This window comes from Enhydrobacter sp. (genome assembly GCF_030246845.1).
Classification (GTDB): Bacteria; Pseudomonadota; Alphaproteobacteria; order Reyranellales; family Reyranellaceae; genus Reyranella.
Genome location: NZ_CP126889.1, coordinates 1831337 through 1850433, shown reverse-complemented (window position 1 = coordinate 1850433; position 19097 = coordinate 1831337). Strand labels below are relative to the sequence as shown.

The following is a 19097-nucleotide window of genomic DNA, read 5'->3' as shown; positions in this document are numbered from 1 at the left end:
GGCGCCATGCTGAACGGCAAGCGTATCCTGTTGATCGTCGCGGGCGGCATCGCGGCCTTCAAGTCGCAGGAGCTGATCCGCCTGCTGCGCAAGCGGGGTGCCGCGGTCCGCTGCGTGCTGACGGAAGCGGGGGCGGAATTCGTGACGCCGCTTTCCCTGCAGGCGCTCACCGAGGATCGGGTGTACAGCGACATGTTCTCGCTCACCGACGAGAGCGAGATGGGTCATATCCAGCTGTCGCGCGACGCCGACCTGCTGGTCGTGGCGCCCGCGACGGCCAATCTGCTGGCGCGCATGGCGGCGGGCCTTGCCGACGATCTCGCCTCGACGGTGTTGCTGGCCACCGACAAGCCGGTGCTCGCGGCACCGGCGATGAATGTCCGCATGTGGACACATGCGGCGACCGCGGCCAACGTAGCCACATTGAGAGGGCGAGGCGTCGCCTTCGTCGGTCCCAACGAGGGCGTCATGGCGTGCAACGAGTTCGGGCCCGGCCGCATGTCCGAGCCGGAGGAGATCGTGGCCGCCATCGAGGCCTTGTTGGCGAAGGGCCGTCCACTCGCCGGCAAGCGGGCCCTCGTGACCTCGGGGCCGACCCGCGAGGCGATCGACCCGGTGCGCTACATCTCCAACCATTCCTCGGGCAAGCAGGGCCACGCCATCGCCACAGCGCTGGCGTGCCTCGGCGCCGAGGTGACGCTGGTGAGCGGACCGGTCGCGATCGCCGACCCGCCGGGCCTGAAAGTGGTGAAGGTCGAGTCGGCGGACGAGATGCTCGCGGCCTGCCTGCAGCCGGGCGCGGTCGACGTTGCGGTCTGCGCCGCCGCCGTCGCCGACTGGAAGGCGGCACGGCCCGCCTCGGCCAAGCTCAAGAAAAAGCCGGGGGCCGCGCCACCCAGCCTCGAGCTCGCGCCCAATCCCGACATCCTGGCGACGCTCTCCAAAGCCGGGCCGAAGCGGCCGAAGCTGGTGGTGGGATTCGCGGCGGAGACCGAGAACCTCGTCGCCAACGCCGTCGACAAGCGTCGGCGCAAGGGTTGTGACTGGATCGTCGCCAACGACGTCTCGCCGGCCGCCGGCACCTTCGGCGGCGAACGCAACACCGTGCATCTGGTGAGCGCCGGCGGCGTCGAGGAGTGGCCGACACTGGCCAAGGAAGAGGTCGCGGCGCGGCTTGCGGATCGGATTGCCGACCATCTCGGTCGCCCGCGTCCGGCGGCGGCTGCAGAGTGACGGTCGGAAAATGACAGGCGTCGAGACGGTCGAAATCCGGGTCGTGCGCCTGCCGCACGGCCGCGACCTGGCCCTACCCGACTATGCAACCGCCGCGGCCGCCGGTGCGGATCTGCTGGCCGCCATCGACCACGACATCGAGCTCGCGCCGCTGGAGCGGCGAATCGTGCCGACCGGCATCTCCATCGCCCTGCCGGTGGGCTTCGAGGCCCAGGTGCGGCCGCGCTCCGGGCTCGCTGCCAAAAGCGGCATCACCGTCGCAAACGCGCCGGGCACGATCGATGCCGACTATCGCGGCGAGGTCGGCGTGATCCTCGTCAACCTGAGCAAGGAGCTGTTCAGGCTGAGCCGTGGCATGAGAATTGCACAGCTCGTCGTGGCGCGACACGCCCGGGCGGTCTGGCGAGAGGTGCCGGCGCTCGACGAAACGGCCCGAGGCGCCGGCGGCTTCGGCTCCACGGGTGTCGGGGCAGGGGCGTCGAAGCGGAGCTAGGGCCAAGGGGAAATCGGAGGAATGCCTCGGCTTAGCAAGAAGACCATGTTTGCGATCGAGGCGGTCCTCGATGTCGCCTGCCATGATGGCGAGCAGCCCGTCCGCAGCGGCGACATCACCGAGCGCCAGCGCATCCCCAGGCGCTATCTCGAGCAGGTCCTGCAGCATCTGGTGCATGCCGGCATCCTGGCCGGCAAGCGTGGGCCGCGCGGCGGCTATCGCCTCGGTCGCGACAAGGCGTACATCACGTTGGGCGAGGTCGTGCGCGTGGTGCGTCGGCTCGAGGCCGAGACCGAGCCTTCGGACCTGTCGGTCGGCTCGCCGCTCGCGCACGAGGTCGTATGGCCGATGTGGGAGAAGCTGCGCGACGACATGATGATGCAGCTCGACACCATCACCATCGACGATCTCTGCCAGCGCGTGCGCGCCAAGGGGCTCGATGCCGCGAAGATGGGTGCTCTGCGGCATCCTCCGCGGGTCGTCGCATAGACGATCCTGCGCTATGCTCCGCCGCTGTTTGATTTGGAGGAGCAGACGATGGCCAAGGCGACCACGAGGAAGGGCAAACCCAAGCCGCGCAACAAGAAGCTGTACGACGAGGGCATAAAGGTTCGCAAAGCGGTCCTGGGCGCCAGCTACGTCGACAACTCGATGGCCAACGCTGACGACTTCATGATGTCCTTCCAGGACGTCACCACCGAGTATTGCTGGGGCTATGTCTGGACGCGGCCGGGCCTGCCGAAGAAGACGCGCTCGATGCTGAACCTCGCCATGCTGGCGGCGTTGAACCGAGGGCCGGAGCTCAAGCTCCATATCAACGGCGCGCTGACCAACGGCCTCACCAAGGACGAGATCAAGGAGATCTTCCTGCAGGTCGCGATCTATTGCGGCATCCCCGCCAGCCTCGACGCCTTCAAGACCGCCCGCGAGGTCTTCAAGGAGCGCGGCATCTAGCCGATGATCTCGGTTCGGCCGGCACGACGCGGCGAGGCGGCAAGCCTCACCGCGATCTGTCTGCGCTCCAAGGCGCACTGGGGCTACGATGCCGAATTCATGCGCCTCAGCAGGCCGGCGATCACGGTCGACGAAGCCGACATCGAAGCGGGGCATGTGCTGGTGGCATGCGATGCCGTGGGCAATGCCGTCGGCCTGGTGCGCGTCCAGCCCGAGGGTGCGGCGGCCGAGCTGGGCCTGATGTTCGTCGATCCGCCGGCCATCGGCAGCGGCGTCGGGCGCACGCTGTTCACCGCGGCCGCGGCGCTTGCCCGCGAACTCGGCGCGGAACGCATGGCCATCCTGGCCGATCCAAATGCCGCGCCATTCTACGAGCGGATGGGCGCGCGGTTTGTGCGAAACGCGCCGTCGGATGCCATTCCCGGCCGCACCCTGCCGTTCTACGAATACGATCTCATGTCCGGAGCCGCCCAATGACCACACTCGCGCCGCCCGCCACCATCGCCTTCATCGGCCTCGGCATGATGGGCCGGCCGATGGCCAATCGTCTGGCCGAAGCGGGCTTCAAGTTGCGCGTGTTCGATCTGTCGCAGAAGGCGGTGTCCGATTTCGTCGGCAGTCATCCGTCGGCGCTGGCGACGGCCTCGGCCAAGGCGGCGGCGCAGGGGGCGGCAGCGTTGATCACCATGCTACCGGACGGCAAGGCGGTGCGACAGGCGGTGCTCGAAGGACGCGATGCCGCGGTCGAGGGCCTCGAGGCGGGCGCACTGGTGATGGATATGAGCTCCTCCAACCCGGTCGATACGCAAAAGCTCGCACGCGACCTTGCAGGGCGGGGCCTCGCGCTGCTCGATGCCCCGGTTTCGGGCGGCGTGAAACGTGCCGTCGACGGCTCGCTCAGCATCATGGTGGGCGGCGCGGCCGCCGACCTCGAGCGCGCCCGTCCAGCTTTCGCCGCGATGGGCAAGACCATCACGCTCTGCGGGCCCGCTGGCGCAGGCCATGCCATGAAGGCGCTCAACAACTACCTCTCGGCCGCCGGGCTGGTCGCCATGTGCGAGGCGTTGGTCGTGGGCGAGGCGTTCGGCCTCGATCCAGGAACCATGGTCGACGTCTTCAACAGCTCGACCGGCAAGAGCAACGCCACCGAGGTGAAGGGTCGTCAGTTCGTCGTCTCGCGCACCTTCGCCGCAGGCTTCACGGCCGGTCTCATGGTCAAGGATTTGCGGACGGCGGCCGACGTCGCGAGCCATCTCAAGCTCAACATGCCCAACCTGAAGCAGGCCGTGGCCTACTGGGCCGATGCCAACGGCAGGATCGGCGCGTCCGCCGACCACACCGAGATCTTCCGCTATGCCGAGATGCTGGCCGAGGAAGGGAGCTGAGCGAGCGTCCCGGCCACCCTTTGACACGCTCCCTGCGTTTCCCTATATAAACGCCACCTTCGGGCCCTTGGCGCCGCCGCCCGGCGGTGATCGACGGGGTCCACCCATTACGACACGACACTCATCGAGATTCGACCAAACGGTCGCGCGAGCGCGTGCGTCATTTCCCCAACCCCTGAAGCCCCAATGAATCTGGAAGACCTGAAGAAGAAGAAGCCGCCCGAACTCCTGGCCTTCGCCGAGGAACAGGGCGTGGAAGGCGCTGCGCAGATGCGTCGCCAGGAGCTGATGTTCGCCATCCTGCAGAAGCTCGCCGCCTCGGACCAGGCGATCTTCGGCAGCGGCACCATCGAGGTGCTGCCCGACGGCTTCGGCTACCTGCGCTCGATGGAAGCCAACTACCTGCCCGGCGCCGACGATATCTACGTGAGCCCGGCCCAGGTGCGCCGCTTCGGCCTCAGGACCGGCGACACGGTCGATGGCGAGATCCGCGCCCCCAAGGACGGGGAGCGCTACTTCGCCCTGGTGCAGATCAACAAGATCAACTTCGATGATCCCGAGGCGCTGCGGCACCGCATCAATTTCGATTCGCTGACGCCGCTCTACCCCGACGAGAAGCTGAAGCTGGAGATGGAGGGCGCGGGCGCCATGGCCGCGACCATTTCCGAGGAGCAGTCGAGCAGTCGCGCCACCTCGTCGGGCCGCGTCAGCTCGGGCCGCCGCACCACCGGGACGCTCACCAAGAAGGCGACCTCGACGCCGCAGCAGCAGCTCGACATCTCGACCCGCGTGATCGACCTGATCGCGCCGATCGGCAAGGGCCAGCGCGCGCTGATCGTGTCGCCGCCGCGCACCGGCAAGACGGTGCTGATGCAGAACATCGCCCACGCCATCACCGCCAACAATCCGGAGGTCTACCTCATGGTGCTGCTCGTCGATGAGCGGCCGGAGGAAGTGACCGACATGCAGCGCACGGTGAAGGGCGAGGTCGTGAGCTCGACCTTCGACGAGCCGGCGAGCCGCCACGTCGCGGTGGCCGAGATGGTGATCGAGAAGGCCAAGCGCCTCGTCGAGCACAAGAAGGACGTGGTGATCCTGCTCGACTCGATCACGCGCCTCGGTCGTGCCTACAACACCGTGGTGCCGAGCTCGGGCAAGGTGCTCACAGGCGGCGTCGACGCCAACGCGCTGCAACGGCCGAAGCGCTTCTTCGGCGCGGCGCGCAACATCGAGGAAGGCGGCTCGCTCACCATCATCGCCACGGCGCTGATCGACACCGGCAGCCGCATGGACGAGGTGATCTTCGAGGAGTTCAAGGGCACCGGTAATTCCGAAATCATCCTCGACCGCAAGGTCGCCGACAAGCGCACCTTCCCGGCGATCGACATCACCAAGTCGGGCACACGCAAGGAGGAGCTGCTGGTCGACCGGGCGACGCTTTCCAAGATGTGGGTGCTGCGCCGCATCCTCATGCCGATGGGCGCCGTCGATGCCATCGAGTTCCTGCTCGACAAGCTCAGGACCGCCAAGACCAACGCCGACTTCTTCAGCTCGATGAACCAGTAGCGCGCGACCTCTTGTTCCGTGTCATCCCGAGCGTGGCGAGGGATCTTGGCCGATTGGCAATCAAAGATCCCTCACTTCGTTCGGGTTGACACTGTTTTCTTGAGTCCAGAAACGAACTCGATTACGCGCCCAGATCCGCCGCGACGGCGTGGCGCTGCTCGCGACTGACGGCGACCTCGACTCCGAACCACGCCTCGAAACCCATGCGGCCCTGGTGCAGCAGCATGCCCAGCCCGTCGATACAGCGGTTGCCGCGTACGCGCGCGGCGGCCAGCAGCGGCGTCTCGAGCGGCACATAGACGATGTCGTCCACGACGGCGGTCGTGGGCAGGCGGGCGAGGTCGAGATCGAGCGGCGGCTGGCCCTTCATGCCGAGCGAGGTCGTGTTGACGAGCAACGTCGCCCCATGGAGCACCGCCGCGCGCTCGTCCCAGCGCTCGATCGCGATCTGTCGTCCGTCGTCGGGCGTGAAGGCAAGGCCCAGCTCGATCGCCGCGCTCCGCGTGCGGTTGAGGAGCCGCAGCTCCGGCACGCCGGCCCCGACCAGCGAGGCGACGACCGCGCGCGCGGCGCCGCCCGCCCCCAGCACGACCACCGGACCGGCGGCCGCGTCCCAGCCGGGAGCGCCGTCCTTCAGCGCGGCCAGGAAGCCGAAGCCGTCGCTGTTGCGGCCCTCCAGTGCGCCGTCGGCCTGCTTGACCACCGTGTTCACGGCGCCGATGCGGGCCGCCTCGGGATGGATGCGGTCCAGGAGCGGCATGATCTCGATCTTGTGCGGCAGTGTGAGGTTGCAGCCGCGCGCATTGGGGGTGCGCCGCAGGAAGGTGACGAGCGTCTCGAGCGCGGGCTTGGTCGGCTCGACCGGCAGTCGGCCGTAATGGCCGTCGATCCGGTGCTGTCGCAGCCAGAAGCCGTGCAGCGCCGGCGAGCGCGAATGCTCGACGGGCCAGCCGACGATCGCGGCGAAGAGCCGGTCGCGCGCTTCGGCCAGCAGGGTCTCGTAGGCGGTCACGCGGCCTTCGCCAGGCCGATGCCGTGGCCGGCCAAGAACGAGAGCAGCGGCAGCAGGGGCAGGCCCAGGATGGTGAAATAGTCGCCGTCCACCCGGCTGAAGAGGTGTGCTCCCAGACCTTCGAGCTGATAGGCGCCTACCGAGCTCAGCACGCTGTCGCCGGCACGGGCGAGATAGGCGTCGAGAAACGCCTCGTTGAACGGCCTCATGGTGAGCCGGGCGCGCTCGTTCCAATGCCACAACCGTGCGCCGCCACGGGCCACGACGACGCAGGAGAAGAGTTCGTGCGTCTGACCGCGCAGGGCGAGAAGCTGCTTGCGGGCCGTCTCGATCGAGGGCGGCTTGTCGAACAGCCGGCCCTGGCAGGCGAGGGTCGAATCGCCGGCCACGACCATGGCGTCGGGATGCTTCGCCGAGACGCGCAGCGCCTTCATCTCGGCCAGCTTCTCGGCGATTTCCTGCGGCGCGGCGCGCCCGCTGACGAGGCTGCGCTTGGCCTCGTCCTCGTCGACACCCGACGCCTCGATCTCGAAGTCGAGACCGGCATTGCGGAGGAGCTGGCGGCGGGACGGGCTGGCGGACGCAAGGATAAGCGATGGGATGGGCATGGGATCTACGATTACGCGGGCTCCAGACGATACAATCCGCCGTCATCGCTGTAAGTGACAAGATAGAGGAGCCCGTCCGGGCCCTGGCGCACGTCGCGAATAAAGGGAAGACGGTCGACGAGCAACCGTTCCTCGCCGACATAGCGCTCGCCCTGGAGCTCGATGCGGAACAGGGCATGGTTCGACAGGGCGCCCGTGAACAGCGAGCCTTTCCATCCCGGAAACCTGTCGCCGGTATAGAAAGCGAGGCCGCAGGGCGAGATCGAAGGCACCCAGGCCCGGACGGGATCCTTCATGCCGGGCAGGCTCTTGTGATCGGAGATCGTGGCGCCGTTGTAGTCGATGCCGTGCGTGGCGAGCGGCCAGCCGTAGTTGGCGCCGGCAGTCAGCAGGTTGAGCTCGTCGCCGCCGCGCGGCCCATGTTCGATCAGCCACATCCGCCCGGTGTCGGGATGCATGGCGATCCCCTGCGGATTGCGATGGCCGTAGGTGAAGATTTCCGGTCGCGCCCCGTCGCGGCCGAGGTAGGGATTGTCCGGCGGCACCGACCCGTCGTCCCGGAGCCGGACGACCTTGCCGCCGAGATCGCCCAGCTTCTGGGCGCGCTGCATCTGGAAGCGCTCGCCCGTGGTGACATACATCAGGCCGGCGCGGTCGAAGGCGATCCGCGAGCCGAAATGCAGGCCGCCGGAGGCGCGCGGCAAAGCCTCGAAGATCGGACGCACACCGCGCAAACCGCCGCTTTCGGCCAGCTCGGCGCGCGCCACCACGGTCGCGGCGCCCCCTTCGCCCTCGCCGGCGTATGAAAGGTAGAGGGTCCGGTTCTCGGTGAAGCGTGGATGCAGGCAGACATCCAGCAGGCCGCCCTGGACGCGGGCATAGACCTTGGGCAAACCCCCGACTGGCGCGCGCTCGAGCCGGCCCCGGGCAAACAGCCGCAGGCGGCCTGGCCGTTCGGTGATCAGCAGCCGGCCGTCGGGCAGGAAGGCGATGGACCACGGCTGCTCGAGATCGCGGCTGAGCGTGACCAGCCGGTACGACGCCTTGGCGCTGCGGATCACATCCTGGGCGCGTGCGATCGCGGGTGTGGCCACGGCCGCGGCAGCGGTGGCAAGGAAGGAACGGCGACGTTGCAATAAACTCTCCTGGTCGCGGGGATGGCACATGGGCGCTCCGGGCTGGCGCACGAAAGGCCGGCCATTATACTCGGCGCGCCAAATCGGGAGGGTTCCGTGTCTGACCGCTATCTGCGTACCGGCATCTTCATGGCGCCCTTCCATGCGCTCGACGAGAATCCGACCCTGGCGCTCGAGCGCGACATGGAGCTGCTCCAGCACCTCGACCGCCTGAACTACCACGAGGCCTGGATCGGCGAGCATCATTCCGGCGGCTTCGAGATCATCGCGAGCCCGGAGATGTTCATCGCCGCGGCTGCCGAGCGCACGCGCCATATCCGCCTGGGGACGGGCGTCGTGTCGCTGCCCTACCACAATCCTTTCATGCTGGCCTCGCGCATGACCCAGCTCGATCACATGACCCGCGGCCGCGCCATGTTCGGGGTCGGGCCGGGCGCCCTGGTGCACGATGCGGCGAAGATGGGCATCAAGGCGGCCGACCAGCGCGATCGCATGAACGAGGCGCTCGATGCCATCGTCGAGCTGATGGCCGGCCGGTCGGTCACGCGCAAGACGGACTGGTTCGACCTCAACGCCGCGCAGCTCCAGCTCCGACCCTACAGCCAGCCCGGGATGGAAATGGCGGTGGCCTGCGCCCGCTCGCCGGTCGGCGCGGTGGCATCCGGCCGCCATGGCATCGGCATGCTGTCGATCGGTGGCACATCGGACGACGCCCTGAAAGCCCATGCCAACAACTGGAAGATCTACACCGACCATGCCCGGCAGGCCGGCAAGGCCGCCGACCGTTCCAGGTGGCGCATCGTCACCTTCGCGCACGTGGCCGAGACCCGCGAGAAGGCGCACGAGGAGGTGAAATTCGGCCTCGATCGTTTCGCCCGGTATTTCACCGATGTCGCGACCTTCCCGATCCTGCCGCCGGGCATCACCGATGCCGTCGACTATCTTACCCGGGAGGGCATCGCCTGCATCGGCACGCCCGACGACTGCATCCGGCATTTCGAGCGGCTGTGGCAGGGATCGGACGGCGGCTTCGGCGCCGTGCTGCTGCTCGCCAACAACTGGGCCGACTGGCCGGCGACCCTGCGCTCCTACGAATTGATGGCCCGCTTCGTCCATCCCCACTTCCAGCGCGGCGCCAATACGCTGCGCCAGCGCAGTTACGATATCGCCACTTCCAACCGCGGCACCTACTCGGCGCAGAGCCAGGCCGCGGTGGAAGGCGAGATCGCGAAGTACGCCGCCAGGTCGAGCCGCGCGGCGGAGTGAACCCGAACCTCCAGGGGGAGTTGCCAATGTCGAAGTCGATCCTGATCCACGAGAATGGCGGGCCTGAAAAGATGCAGCTTGCCGATGTCGAGGTCGGTAGTCCCGGCCCCGGCCAGGTGAAGATCCGGCACACCGCGATCGGGCTGAACTTCATAGACATCTACACCCGCAGCGGCCTCTACCAAACGCCGCTGCCCAATGCCGTCGGACGCGAGGCGGCGGGCGTGATCGTCGAGGTGGGGCCGAGGACCAGGGGCTTCAAGAAAGGCGATCATGTCGCCTATTGCGGCGTGCTCGGCGCCTATTGCGAGGAGCGTCTGATGGGCACCGAGCAGCTCGTGCATATCCCGAAGGGCGTGAGTGACGAGCAGGCCGCGGCCATCATGCTGAAGGGCATGACGACGGAATATCTCGTCGATCGCACGCCCAAGGGTTGGCTCAAGAGGGGTGACACCATCCTGTTCCATGCCGCCGCGGGCGGAGTCGGCCTGCTGTTCGGCCAGTGGGCCAAGGCGCGCGGCTACAAGGTGATCGGCACCACTTCCTCGGCGCAAAAGGCCGCGCTCGCCAAAAAGAACGGCTACAAGTGGGTCATCGACTATACCAGGGACGACGTCGTGGCCGAGGTGAAGAAGATCACCAAGGGCAAGGGTGTGCCGGTCGTGTTCGACGGCGTCGGCAAGGACACCTGGACGATTTCGCTCGACTGCCTCCAGCCCCGCGGCCTGATGGTGTCGTTCGGCAATGCCTCGGGCGCGGTCCCGCCGGTCGCGCTCGGCATCCTGAACACCAAGGGGTCGCTCTACGTCACCCGCCCCAGCTTGGGCGCCTACACCTCGACCCGCAAGGAGCTCGAGGCCTCGGCGAACTCGCTGTTCAGGATGGTGAAAAGCGGCAAGGTCAAGATCTCGATCGACCAGCGCTATCCGCTCGGCGAGGCGGGACAGGCCCATATCGACCTCGAAAACCGCAAGACCACCGGCCAGACGATCCTGGTGCCTTGAAAGACCTGCCCGACACTTCATTGGAATACGGTCGCCACACCGCATGAGCCCTTCGGCAGGCCTCAGGGCAGGCGCAACTGGAGTTGCGCGCTCCGATGAGCGCTCAGGGGAGCGCGCCACTCCAGTGGCGCAATCTTTCCTCTGACGGGCGAAGTCGTATGGTGATCGTTGGCCTGACCGGCTCGATCGGCATGGGCAAATCGACCGCAGCCAGGATGCTGCGCGAGCTGGGAGTGCCGGTCTACGACGCCGATGCGGCCGTCCATGCGCTGCAGGCACCGGGCGGACCGGCGCTGCCTCCGATCGAGGCGGCTTTTCCCGGCGTGGTGAAAGGCGGCGTGCTCGACCGTCAGGCGCTGGGGGCGCGTGTGTTCGGCGACAAGGCGGCGCTGCGCAAGCTCGAAGCGATCGTGCATCCGCTGGTGGCGCAAAGACAGCGCGCGTTCCTGAAGCGGGCGGCCCGGCGCGGCGTTCCGCTGGTCGTGCTCGACATCCCGCTGTTGTTCGAAGGATGCGGCGAGCGTCGTGTGGATGCCACGTTGGTGGTGTCGGCACCTGCTTTCCTGCAGCGGCAGCGCGTGCTCGACCGGCCCGGCATGACCCAGGAGAAATTTGCCGGCATCCTCCGCCAGCAGGTACCTGATCACGTCAAGCGCCGCCTTGCTACGGTCGTCGTCCCCACCGGCCTTGGCCTGGCACCAACCCGGGCGGCGCTGGTCAAGGCCGTGGCGGCGCTCAGGAAGCGCCCGGGCCGATGCTGGCCGCCCGATCCGTGGCGGGAGAAATTCACAGCCAGATTGGCGCGCGCCCGTCGCGTCTGACCGCGCTTGCCGCTAATAAGGATCGGGCATGCGCGAGATCGTTCTGGATACGGAGACGACCGGCCTCGACCCTTTGGCCGGTCATCGCATCGTCGAGCTGGGCTGCATCGAGCTCTTCAATACGGTGGCCACCGGCAAGACATTCCACGCCTACTTCAATCCGGAAATGATCATGCCGACGGGCGCGCAGGACGTGCATGGCCTGACCGACGAGTTCCTGGCCGACAAGCCCCTGTTCGCCGAGCGCGTCGAGGAATTCCTGGAATTCATCGGCGACGCGCAGCTCGTGATTCACAACGCCCAGTTCGATATCGGCTTCCTCAACGCCGAGCTGGAGAGGGTCGGCAGGCCGAAGCTCCTGAATGCCTATGTCGACACGGTTTCGATGGCGCGCCGCAAGTTTCCCGGCCAGCGTGCCAGCCTCGACGCGCTCTGCGAGCGATTCGGCATCGACAATTCCAGCCGCACAAAGCATGGCGCGCTGCTCGACTCCGAGCTTCTGGCCGAGGTCTATCTCGAGCTGAGCGGCGGCCGGCAGCGCGATCTCGGCCTTGCCCCCGAGGTCGCCGCCACGGTCACCAGCCTGGTGGTCGCAGCCAGCGTGACGGTGCGGCCGGCGCGCCCGCACGCGCCGAGCGCCGCCGAACTCGCGGCGCATGCCGCGTTCGTGAAGAAGCTCAAGGACGCGATCTGGCTTCAGACCGCCTGAGCCGACCTCATTCTGGGACCGCGCGCATCCTGCGCGCTCATGAGCGGGCTGGAAGCCCGCGGTCCCACGAGCATCGAATCAAGCGTGGCCCACCGGCCCGCCGGGAATGCCCGGCAGTTGCCCGCCGGCGGCCTCGAGCTGCTGGCGATAGAGTGCCACGAAGTCGACGGGAGCGATGTTGAGCGGCGGGAAGCCCGCCTCGCGCGTCGCATTGGCGACGATGGCGCGGGCGAAAGGGAAAAGCAGCCGCGGGGTCTCGATCAGCAGCAGCGGGCCGAATGCCTCCTGCGGCACCTCGCCCAGTGTGACGGTGCCGGCATAGACGAGCTCGAGCATGAACAGCGGCTCTTTCTCCGGTGTATGCGCGCTCGCCTCGAGGTTCAGCACAACCTCGAAGGTTTTGGCCTCGAACTGGCGCGTCGACACGTTGACATTGAGCGTGAGCTGCGGCTGCTTTTGCTCGATCAGGCTCTGCGGCGCGCGCGGATTCTCGAAGCTCAGGTCCTTGATGTACTGGCCGTGCACGGTGAGCGGGTTGACCTGCTGCTGAGGCTGGGAGTCGGTAGGACCGGGAGCGGGCGGCGGAGTCGTCGTCATCGGGTTCTTTCGCTGCTGGAGGCAAAAGGGGGGTGGCCGGCGGGTACCACGCAAGGCTGCACTGCACAAGACGCGGGCAGAGACGATTTGAGGCAATTGCCAAGGCAAAGCCCGTCGATGAAAATAAGACTTCACGTCTAGCGCAGCTTGGCAAGGCTATGAACGGCTCGTTGTTGCGTCCCCTGGTCGGTGTGACCGCCTGTCTCAAGGAGAATGGCCGAGGCGGCTGGCATCACACCGTCGGCGACAAGTACGTCCAGGCGGCAATTCGGGCCGTCGGCGGCCTGCCGGTACTGATTCCAGCCTTTGGTGGCGAATTTGCCGAGGACCGGCCAATGACCGAGGCGCTCGACCGTCTCCTCGACATGCTCGATGGCGTACTGCTGACCGGCAGCCCGTCCAACGTCGAGCCGCGTCACTATGGCGGCATGCCGAGCCGCGAGGGGACGGCGCACGACGCGGCGCGCGATGCGACGACGCTGCCGCTCATCCGTCATGCCGTCAGCCACGCCGTGCCGCTGTTCGCGATCTGCCGCGGCCTGCAGGAGGTGAACGTCGCGATGGGCGGCTCGCTGCACCAGCTTGTGCATGAGGTCGAGGGACGGCGCGATCACCGTTCGCTGAAATCTCCCCATACCGACGTGAACTATGCGCCTGCCCACGATGTCGAGATCGTCGAAGGCGGCCTGCTGGCCCGTCTGCTGGGAAGGCGGCGCGTGACGGTGAACTCGCTGCATGCCCAGGGGGTCGACAGGCTGGCGCCCTGCGCGCAGCTCGAAGCGGTCGCCGACGACGGTCAGGTCGAGGCCTTCAGTTTGCCCGACGCCCCGGCCTTTGCGCTTGCGCTGCAATGGCATCCCGAGCACCGGGCGCTCGAAAATCCGGTATCGATGAAGCTGTTCGAGGCCTTTGCCGCCGCCTGCCGGGCGCGCGCCGCGGCGCGCCTCGGCTCGCCTCTCCGCGCCGCCGCCGAATAGGTGTCTCATGGACGGTAGCCCCACGCGCAGCAATGCCCGCCGCGATTTCTACGAACGCCTCGGCGGCCTCTCGATGGCGCCGCTCTGGGAATCGCTGCACCAGCTCGTGCCGCCCCAGCCTGCGCCGAAATACGTGCCGGCGGCCTGGGACTACGACAAGGTTCGGCCGTTCCTGATGGAATCGGGCACGCTGATCACGGCCAAGGAGGCGGTGCGGCGGGTGCTGATCCTGGAAAACCCGGCGATGCCGGGCAGCGCCTGCATCACCCCGACGCTGTACGCGGGCCTGCAGCTCATCCTGCCGGGCGAGATCGCACCCAGCCATCGCCACACCCAGTCGGCGTTGCGCTTCATCGTCGAGGGCGAGGGCGCCTACACGGCCGTCGACGGCGAGCGCACCATCATGCGGGAAGGCGACTTCGTCATCACGCCGACCTGGACGTGGCACGATCACGGCAACGATTCGTCGAAGCCGATGGTCTGGCTCGACGGGCTCGACATCCCCCTGGTGGCGATGTTCAACGCGGGCTTCGCCGAGAACGGCGCGGAGGACGAGCAAGCGGTGACGGCGCCGGTCGGCACGTCAGACGCGAGGTTCGCGAGCGGCCTGCTGCCGGTCGACTGGAAGCCGGCGAAGCAGACCTCGCCCATCTTCAACTATCCCTATGCGCGCACGCGCGAGGCGTTGGCGGGGCTCGCCAAGGCCGGACCGCCCGATGCCTGCCATGGCCACAAGCTGCGTTATGTCAATCCGGCGAGCGGCGGTGCGCCGATCGCCACCATGGGCACCTTCGTGCAGCTCCTGCCGAAGGGCTTCGAGACCGCGCCCTATCGCAGCACCGACGGCGCCGTGTTTTCGGTGGTCGAGGGCGAGGGCGAAAGCGCGATCGGCGACAGGACCTTCCGCTGGAAGAAGCGCGACCATTTCGTCGTGCCGAGCTGGGCGCCCGTCGTGCACAAGGCAAGCAGCGAGGCCGTGCTTTTCTCCTTCTCCGACCGCCCGGTCCAGGAGCGGCTCGATCTCTGGCGCGAGGATCGCGGCGGCAGATAGCGCCGCCGGTCAGGCCGCGCGGCGTTGTGCCGCCACCGAGCCGGCGCACTGGTCGGCGTTCATCAGCCGGCGCAGCTTGAGATCGTAGGCATCAGCGTAGTCGGCCCGGTCGTTCGACAGATAGACGAACAGGCTGCAGGCATCGGACTGGTAGCGCAGGACGCGCGTGCCGGCGTCCCTGCGGTCGAGCGCCGGCGCGCCGAAGATCGCGCGCAGCTGCTGCTCGTCCATGCCCTTGATCCGGCTCAACGGGATCGGGCGGCCGGCATTGGCCGAATGGAAGATGCCCTGTTCGTTGCCGGAAAGCGAATAAGGCTGGCTCGACTCCGAAACGCAGCCACCAAGAAGGAGAGCGGCCGCGGCGAGGGGCCAGAAGGCGGATTTCATGGCGAGGAGTCTAACGCGGAGGCGCCGGTGGATTGAAGGCCCGGCCCGGCGGCAGGGGTGGCGTGAGCGTCTGTGCCACATGCACCATGGCCGCGGTCCCCACGACCGGCACGATCAGGTTCACGACCGGGATCGTGCCCAGGAAGGCGATGACGATGCCGGTCGCCCACAGCGTGCCGGCGTTGGCCTGCCGCCAGGCCTTCACCTCGGCCGGCGTCATGCGCCTGAGCGCCACCTGCTCGTAGTAGAGCCGCCCTGTCAGCCAGCCGTTCAGCGCATAGAACAGGACGGCGCCCGACCCGAAGAACAGCAAGGCCAGCAGATAGGGCACCAGCAGGACGAGATTGAGGGCGATCACCGCGATCAGGAACACGATGCCGGTCCAGATCGCCGTCCAGACCGGAATGCCATGCGCCTTTCCGAGCTGCGGGTAGTGAGCGCTCTCGACGATGTCGGCGATGCGCTCGATGAACACCGAGATCACGACGCCGAAGCTCGCCGGAAACAGCAACAGCGCCAGCACGAGCACGGCGGCGCCGCCGAGCCAGCGGATCGCCTCGTTGACCCAGCCCCACTGGAAGGAGGCGAAGGACTGCAACGCCCACCAGGCGATGCCCACGATGGCCGCCTGCAGGAGCAGCGACAGGAGCAACGATTGCCAGATGACGCCGCGCAGCCGCGGGTCGCCCAGCTGCTGAACGGCGAGCTCGAAGGCGCGGATCATGTCTCCTGGACCGCGCGCTTCCGGCGCGCCGCGTGAGCGCGCTGGAAGCGCGCGGTCCGACAGAGCACGATCATTGCGGACCGACGACCCCCGCCGCCTTCAACTCGCCGATCTCCTTGGCCGAGAAGCCGCGCTCGCTCAGCACCTCGTCGGTATGCTGGCCGCGCTTGGCGGCGGGTCCCCTGACCCCTTCCTTGGTGCGCGAGAAGCGCGGCGCCGCCGCCGGCTGGGCGAAGCCCGAGACATCGACATAGGCCTTGCGCGCCCTGGCGTGCGGATGCTGCGCGGCTTCCTTCATGGTGAGCACCGGCGCGAAGCAGATGTCGGTGCCCTCCATGACCGCGCACCACTCGTCGCGCGTCTTGGTCTTGAAAATCTGGGCCAGCCGCCCCTTGAGCTGCGCCCATGCCTTGCGATCCATCTGTGCCGGCAGCGACTCGCCCTTGAGGCCGGTCTTTTCGAGCAGCAGCTCGTAGAACTGCGGCTCGATCGAGCCGACCGAGACGAACTTGCCGTCCTTGGTCTCGTAGGTGCCGTAGAAGTGGGCGCCGCCGTCGAGCATGTTGGCCCCGCGCTCGTCGTCGTTCCAAAGACCCGCGCCCACCATGCCATAGATGCCGCCCAGCAGCAGGGCGGCGCCGTCGACCATCGCCGCATCGACCACCTGGCCCTTGCCCGAGCGCTGCGCCTCGAGCAGGCCGCATACCATGCCGAAGGCGAGTAGCATGCCGCCACCGCCGAAATCGCCCACGAGATTGAGCGGCGGCGTCGGCTTGTCCTGTGGGCCGATTGCATGCAGCGCGCCGGTCAGCGCGATGTAGTTGATGTCGTGGCCCGCCGCCTTGGCGAGCGGTCCCTCCTGGCCCCAGCCCGTCATGCGACCATAGACCAGCCTGGGATTGCGCTTGAGGCAGACGTCCGGACCGACGCCCAGACGCTCGGCGACGCCGGGGCGGAACGGCTCGGTGACGCCGTCGGCCTTGTCGATCAGGCGCAGCGCCACCTCGATGCCTTCCTTCTTCTGGAGATCGATCGAGACCGAGCGGCGGCTGCGATTGTGCACGGCGTATTTCGGATCGGCGAGGCGGTCCATGACATCGGTCTTGGTGCGGTCGATTCGGATCACATCGGCGCCCATATCGCCCAGCATCATCGAGCACATCGGGCCGGGCCCGATGCCGGCCAGTTCGACGATCGTCAGTCCCGAGAGTGGTCCCGCCATGACTTTCCTCCTGCGAAATGGGCAGTCGCTGTCGAGAAGAGCTTTCGTTGGGGGATGGCCTGGAGTCAATGCAAGAGGTGGCGCGCTGCTTTTCGGACGGCCCGGTAGCCGATTCGGCGGGGCCGGTCTAAAGTCCGCGCCGCCGGAAAGGGGTCGGAGGATGCGAATGGGGTTGCGCGGATTTTTGACGTCGGCGGCGCTTGTGCTCTCGCTCGCCGGGGTCGCCTTTGCGCAGCAGTCGACTCAGCCCGCGCCATCGGCCCCGACTGGTCCGCCCAGGGAATACCATCAGCAGTTCCTCGTGCCGGGATCGCCTTTCCACGGTGTGCATGGCATCGCCTTCAACAAGGACGATCAGCTTTTCGCAGGTTCCGTGGTCGGCCAGACGCTCTACCACGTTCAGGTCGATTCCGGCGAGGTCGACCGCGTGGTCGAGCCGCCGACCGGCATGGCGGACGACATCGCCTTCGCCGACGACGGAACGATGGCCTGGACGGCCTTTCTGATGGGCAAGGTCTACGTGAAGCGCCCCAACGGCAAGGTCATCGAGGTCGCCAACGGCCTGTCGGGCCCGAACGGCATCGGCTTCGCCAAGGACGGCCGGCTGTTCGTCTCCGAGGTCTTCCTGGGCGACGCGCTCTACGAGATCGATCTCAAGAACGTCGACAAGCCCGACTTCAAGCCGTTTGCCCGCAAGGACCTGCGCCTCGTCGCCGAGAAGCTGGGCGGGCTGAACGGGTTCGAGATCCGCCGCGACGACGGCTTCCTCTACGGGCCGCTCTGGTTCAAGGGCGAGGCGGTGAAGGTCAACATCGAGACCGGCGCGATCGAGGTCGTCGCCTCGGGCTTCACCACGCCCGCCGCCGCGAACATCGACCCGCAGAACCGCGACAATCTCTTCGTTGTCGACACTGGCACAGGGAATGTCTGGAGCGTGAGCCTCACCAGCAAGGCGAAGAAGCTGGTGGCGACGTTGAAGCCCGGCCTCGACAATCTCGCCTTCGACTCCCGCGGCCGCCTGTTCGTCAGCTCGATGACGGACAACGCCATATACCTCGTCGACAAGCAGACCGGCGCAGCCAGGACGATCGTGGCGGGCAAGCTTGCCGTTCCCGCCGATATTGCCGTCGTCAGCGAGAGCGGCAAGGAGACGGTGCATGTCGCCGACGTCTTCAGCTATCGCACCGTCGACGGCAGCACCGGGGCCGTGAGCGACGTGCTGCGTGTGCATGGCGAGACCCATTCCTACCCGATCGGCATCTCGATCGGGCGGCGCAACGTGCTGCTGTCGAGCTGGTTCTCCGGCACCGTGCAGAAGGTCGACCGCAAGACCGGCAAGCTCGAAGCGACGCTCGGCGACTTCGCGCAGCCCGCAGATGCCGTCGAGGGCAATGACGGCACGCTCTATGTCGCGGAGCTGGGCAGCGGCAACCTGGTGAAGGTGAGCCCCGACGGCAAGACGCGCAGCATCCTCGCCAAGGACCTGCGCGCGCCGGTGGCCGTGGCGCAAGGGCCGAACAACCTGGTCTATGTCACGGAGATCGCCGCCGGCGCGGTGACCCAGATCGATGTCGCCTCCGGCGCGCGCAAGGTCGTGACCGACGGCCTCTCGGCGCCGGAAGGGATCGATGTCGGGCCAGACAACAGACTTTATGTCGCGGAGGTCGGGCAGAAGCGCATCGTCGCCATCGATCCGGCCACCGGCGCCAAGACCGTGATCGCCTCCAATCTCGACATCGGCCTGCCGACCTATCCCGGCGGGCCGCCGGCGCTGGTGCCGACCGGGGTGGCGGTCGCCAAGTCGGGCACGATCTATGTGAGCTCCGACGTGCGCAACGCCCTCTACAAGTTGACTCCGCCGTCGCCGGAAAAGTGAAAGATCCTTCGCCACGCTCGGGATGACACAGAAGGCGGTGTCCCGAGCGCGGCGAGGGATCCCCAAGCCTTCAAAG

Annotated in this window: 21 protein-coding genes; 14 read left to right on the top strand and 7 right to left on the bottom strand. The window is 67.4% G+C overall.

Annotated elements, in window-relative coordinates:
- Positions 1-6: 6 nt before the first annotated feature.
- The 7 genes from coaBC (at position 7) to rho (ending at position 5631) form a co-directional block, all read left to right on the top strand.
- Positions 7-1233 (top strand): bifunctional phosphopantothenoylcysteine decarboxylase/phosphopantothenate--cysteine ligase CoaBC, encoded by a 1227-nt coding sequence (coaBC, locus tag OJF58_RS09325; RefSeq protein ID WP_300783739.1) that lies wholly within the window; start codon positions 7-9, stop codon positions 1231-1233.
- A gap of 10 nt (positions 1234-1243) precedes the next feature.
- Positions 1244-1726, top strand: a complete 483-nt coding sequence (gene dut, locus OJF58_RS09320; RefSeq protein ID WP_300783738.1) for a dUTP diphosphatase — start codon at positions 1244-1246, stop codon at positions 1724-1726.
- Between the two features lie 21 nt (positions 1727-1747).
- Positions 1748-2215: an Rrf2 family transcriptional regulator gene (locus OJF58_RS09315; protein WP_300783736.1), complete on the top strand. Its 468-nt coding sequence runs from the start codon at positions 1748-1750 to the stop codon at positions 2213-2215.
- A gap of 48 nt (positions 2216-2263) precedes the next feature.
- Positions 2264-2680 carry a carboxymuconolactone decarboxylase family protein gene (locus OJF58_RS09310; protein ID WP_300783735.1) on the top strand — a complete coding sequence of 139 codons (417 nt, stop codon included), beginning with the start codon at positions 2264-2266 and terminating at the stop codon, positions 2678-2680.
- 3 nt (positions 2681-2683) lie between these two features.
- A complete protein-coding gene (locus OJF58_RS09305) occupies positions 2684-3157 on the top strand; it encodes a GNAT family N-acetyltransferase (RefSeq protein WP_300783733.1) in 474 nt (157 codons plus the stop codon).
- Positions 3154-4065 carry an NAD(P)-dependent oxidoreductase gene (locus OJF58_RS09300; RefSeq protein WP_300783732.1) on the top strand — a complete coding sequence of 304 codons (912 nt, stop codon included), beginning with the start codon at positions 3154-3156 and terminating at the stop codon, positions 4063-4065. Before OJF58_RS09305 ends, OJF58_RS09300 begins: the two co-directional genes overlap by 4 nt.
- A 186-nt stretch (positions 4066-4251) precedes the next feature.
- The gene (rho, locus tag OJF58_RS09295; protein ID WP_300783731.1) at positions 4252-5631 is read left to right on the top strand and encodes a transcription termination factor Rho; all 1380 of its coding nucleotides are present in this window, start codon (positions 4252-4254) and stop codon (positions 5629-5631) included.
- 121 nt (positions 5632-5752) lie between these two features.
- On the opposite strand, the gene OJF58_RS09290 is transcribed toward rho, so the two are convergent.
- The 3 genes from OJF58_RS09290 to OJF58_RS09280 are packed head-to-tail and all read right to left on the bottom strand — an operon-like array spanning position 5753 to position 8387.
- Entirely contained in the window at positions 5753-6643 is an 891-nt protein-coding gene (locus OJF58_RS09290) for a shikimate dehydrogenase (RefSeq protein WP_300783730.1), read from the bottom strand.
- Positions 6640-7251, bottom strand: a complete 612-nt coding sequence (locus tag OJF58_RS09285) for a Maf family nucleotide pyrophosphatase (protein WP_300783728.1) — start codon at positions 7249-7251, stop codon at positions 6640-6642. Before OJF58_RS09285 ends, OJF58_RS09290 begins: the two co-directional genes overlap by 4 nt.
- Positions 7252-7262: 11 nt before the next feature.
- Positions 7263-8387, bottom strand: a complete 1125-nt coding sequence (locus OJF58_RS09280; RefSeq protein WP_300783727.1) for a PQQ-dependent sugar dehydrogenase — start codon at positions 8385-8387, stop codon at positions 7263-7265.
- A 96-nt stretch (positions 8388-8483) separates the two neighbouring features.
- Here OJF58_RS09280 and OJF58_RS09275 point away from each other — a divergent pair, with 96 nt between their 5' ends.
- The 4 genes from OJF58_RS09275 (at position 8484) to dnaQ (ending at position 12187) form a co-directional block, all read left to right on the top strand.
- Complete coding sequence (locus OJF58_RS09275) at positions 8484-9653, top strand: LLM class flavin-dependent oxidoreductase (RefSeq protein ID WP_300783726.1); 1170 nt, start codon at positions 8484-8486, stop codon at positions 9651-9653.
- A gap of 26 nt (positions 9654-9679) precedes the next feature.
- On the top strand, positions 9680-10657 hold the full coding sequence (locus OJF58_RS09270; RefSeq protein WP_300783724.1) for a quinone oxidoreductase: 978 nt from the start codon (positions 9680-9682) through the stop codon (positions 10655-10657).
- A 158-nt stretch (positions 10658-10815) separates the two neighbouring features.
- Positions 10816-11478, top strand: coding sequence for a dephospho-CoA kinase (coaE, locus tag OJF58_RS09265; RefSeq protein WP_300783723.1), 663 nt, complete (start codon positions 10816-10818; stop codon positions 11476-11478).
- 28 nt (positions 11479-11506) lie between these two features.
- On the top strand, positions 11507-12187 hold the full coding sequence (gene dnaQ / locus OJF58_RS09260; protein WP_300783722.1) for a DNA polymerase III subunit epsilon: 681 nt from the start codon (positions 11507-11509) through the stop codon (positions 12185-12187).
- Between the two features lie 78 nt (positions 12188-12265).
- Here dnaQ and secB read toward each other — a convergent pair whose 3' ends face one another.
- Positions 12266-12784, bottom strand: a complete 519-nt coding sequence (secB, locus tag OJF58_RS09255) for a protein-export chaperone SecB (RefSeq protein ID WP_300783721.1) — start codon at positions 12782-12784, stop codon at positions 12266-12268.
- 170 nt (positions 12785-12954) lie between these two features.
- Here secB and OJF58_RS09250 point away from each other — a divergent pair, with 170 nt between their 5' ends.
- Positions 12955-13761: a gamma-glutamyl-gamma-aminobutyrate hydrolase family protein gene (locus OJF58_RS09250; protein ID WP_300783720.1), complete on the top strand. Its 807-nt coding sequence runs from the start codon at positions 12955-12957 to the stop codon at positions 13759-13761.
- A gap of 7 nt (positions 13762-13768) precedes the next feature.
- The gene (gene gtdA, locus OJF58_RS09245) at positions 13769-14812 is read left to right on the top strand and encodes a gentisate 1,2-dioxygenase (RefSeq protein ID WP_300783718.1); all 1044 of its coding nucleotides are present in this window, start codon (positions 13769-13771) and stop codon (positions 14810-14812) included.
- Between the two features lie 9 nt (positions 14813-14821).
- On the opposite strand, the gene OJF58_RS09240 is transcribed toward gtdA, so the two are convergent.
- From OJF58_RS09240 to OJF58_RS09230, 3 genes are all read right to left on the bottom strand, one after another.
- A complete protein-coding gene (locus tag OJF58_RS09240; RefSeq protein ID WP_300783717.1) occupies positions 14822-15199 on the bottom strand; it encodes a hypothetical protein in 378 nt (125 codons plus the stop codon).
- A 10-nt stretch (positions 15200-15209) separates the two neighbouring features.
- The gene (locus tag OJF58_RS09235) at positions 15210-15923 is read right to left on the bottom strand and encodes an EI24 domain-containing protein (RefSeq protein WP_300783715.1); all 714 of its coding nucleotides are present in this window, start codon (positions 15921-15923) and stop codon (positions 15210-15212) included.
- Between the two features lie 70 nt (positions 15924-15993).
- The gene (locus OJF58_RS09230; protein ID WP_300783713.1) at positions 15994-17145 is read right to left on the bottom strand and encodes a CaiB/BaiF CoA-transferase family protein; all 1152 of its coding nucleotides are present in this window, start codon (positions 17143-17145) and stop codon (positions 15994-15996) included.
- Between the two features lie 166 nt (positions 17146-17311).
- On the opposite strand from OJF58_RS09230, the gene OJF58_RS09225 reads away from it, so the two are divergent.
- The gene (locus tag OJF58_RS09225) at positions 17312-19021 is read left to right on the top strand and encodes a hypothetical protein (protein WP_300783712.1); all 1710 of its coding nucleotides are present in this window, start codon (positions 17312-17314) and stop codon (positions 19019-19021) included.
- Positions 19022-19097: the final 76 nt, after the last annotated feature.

What these genes read in the sequence shown, in the direction of transcription:
- coaBC (WP_300783739.1), top strand. Translation starts at nt 7, where the DNA reads ATGCTGAACGGCAAGCGTATCCTGTTGATCGTCGCGGGCGGCATCGCG.
- dut (WP_300783738.1), top strand. Translation starts at nt 1,244, where the DNA reads ATGACAGGCGTCGAGACGGTCGAAATCCGGGTCGTGCGCCTGCCGCAC.
- OJF58_RS09315 (WP_300783736.1), top strand. Translation starts at nt 1,748, where the DNA reads ATGCCTCGGCTTAGCAAGAAGACCATGTTTGCGATCGAGGCGGTCCTC.
- OJF58_RS09310 (WP_300783735.1), top strand. Translation starts at nt 2,264, where the DNA reads ATGGCCAAGGCGACCACGAGGAAGGGCAAACCCAAGCCGCGCAACAAG.
- OJF58_RS09305 (WP_300783733.1), top strand. Translation starts at nt 2,684, where the DNA reads ATGATCTCGGTTCGGCCGGCACGACGCGGCGAGGCGGCAAGCCTCACC.
- OJF58_RS09300 (WP_300783732.1), top strand. Translation starts at nt 3,154, where the DNA reads ATGACCACACTCGCGCCGCCCGCCACCATCGCCTTCATCGGCCTCGGC.
- rho (WP_300783731.1), top strand. Translation starts at nt 4,252, where the DNA reads ATGAATCTGGAAGACCTGAAGAAGAAGAAGCCGCCCGAACTCCTGGCC.
- OJF58_RS09285 (WP_300783728.1), bottom strand. Translation starts at nt 7,251, where the DNA reads ATGCCCATCCCATCGCTTATCCTTGCGTCCGCCAGCCCGTCCCGCCGC.
- OJF58_RS09270 (WP_300783724.1), top strand. Translation starts at nt 9,680, where the DNA reads ATGTCGAAGTCGATCCTGATCCACGAGAATGGCGGGCCTGAAAAGATG.
- coaE (WP_300783723.1), top strand. Translation starts at nt 10,816, where the DNA reads ATGGTGATCGTTGGCCTGACCGGCTCGATCGGCATGGGCAAATCGACC.
- dnaQ (WP_300783722.1), top strand. Translation starts at nt 11,507, where the DNA reads ATGCGCGAGATCGTTCTGGATACGGAGACGACCGGCCTCGACCCTTTG.
- secB (WP_300783721.1), bottom strand. Translation starts at nt 12,784, where the DNA reads ATGACGACGACTCCGCCGCCCGCTCCCGGTCCTACCGACTCCCAGCCT.
- gtdA (WP_300783718.1), top strand. Translation starts at nt 13,769, where the DNA reads ATGGACGGTAGCCCCACGCGCAGCAATGCCCGCCGCGATTTCTACGAA.
- OJF58_RS09240 (WP_300783717.1), bottom strand. Translation starts at nt 15,199, where the DNA reads ATGAAATCCGCCTTCTGGCCCCTCGCCGCGGCCGCTCTCCTTCTTGGT.
- OJF58_RS09235 (WP_300783715.1), bottom strand. Translation starts at nt 15,923, where the DNA reads ATGATCCGCGCCTTCGAGCTCGCCGTTCAGCAGCTGGGCGACCCGCGG.
- OJF58_RS09230 (WP_300783713.1), bottom strand. Translation starts at nt 17,145, where the DNA reads ATGGCGGGACCACTCTCGGGACTGACGATCGTCGAACTGGCCGGCATC.
- OJF58_RS09225 (WP_300783712.1), top strand. Translation starts at nt 17,312, where the DNA reads ATGGGGTTGCGCGGATTTTTGACGTCGGCGGCGCTTGTGCTCTCGCTC.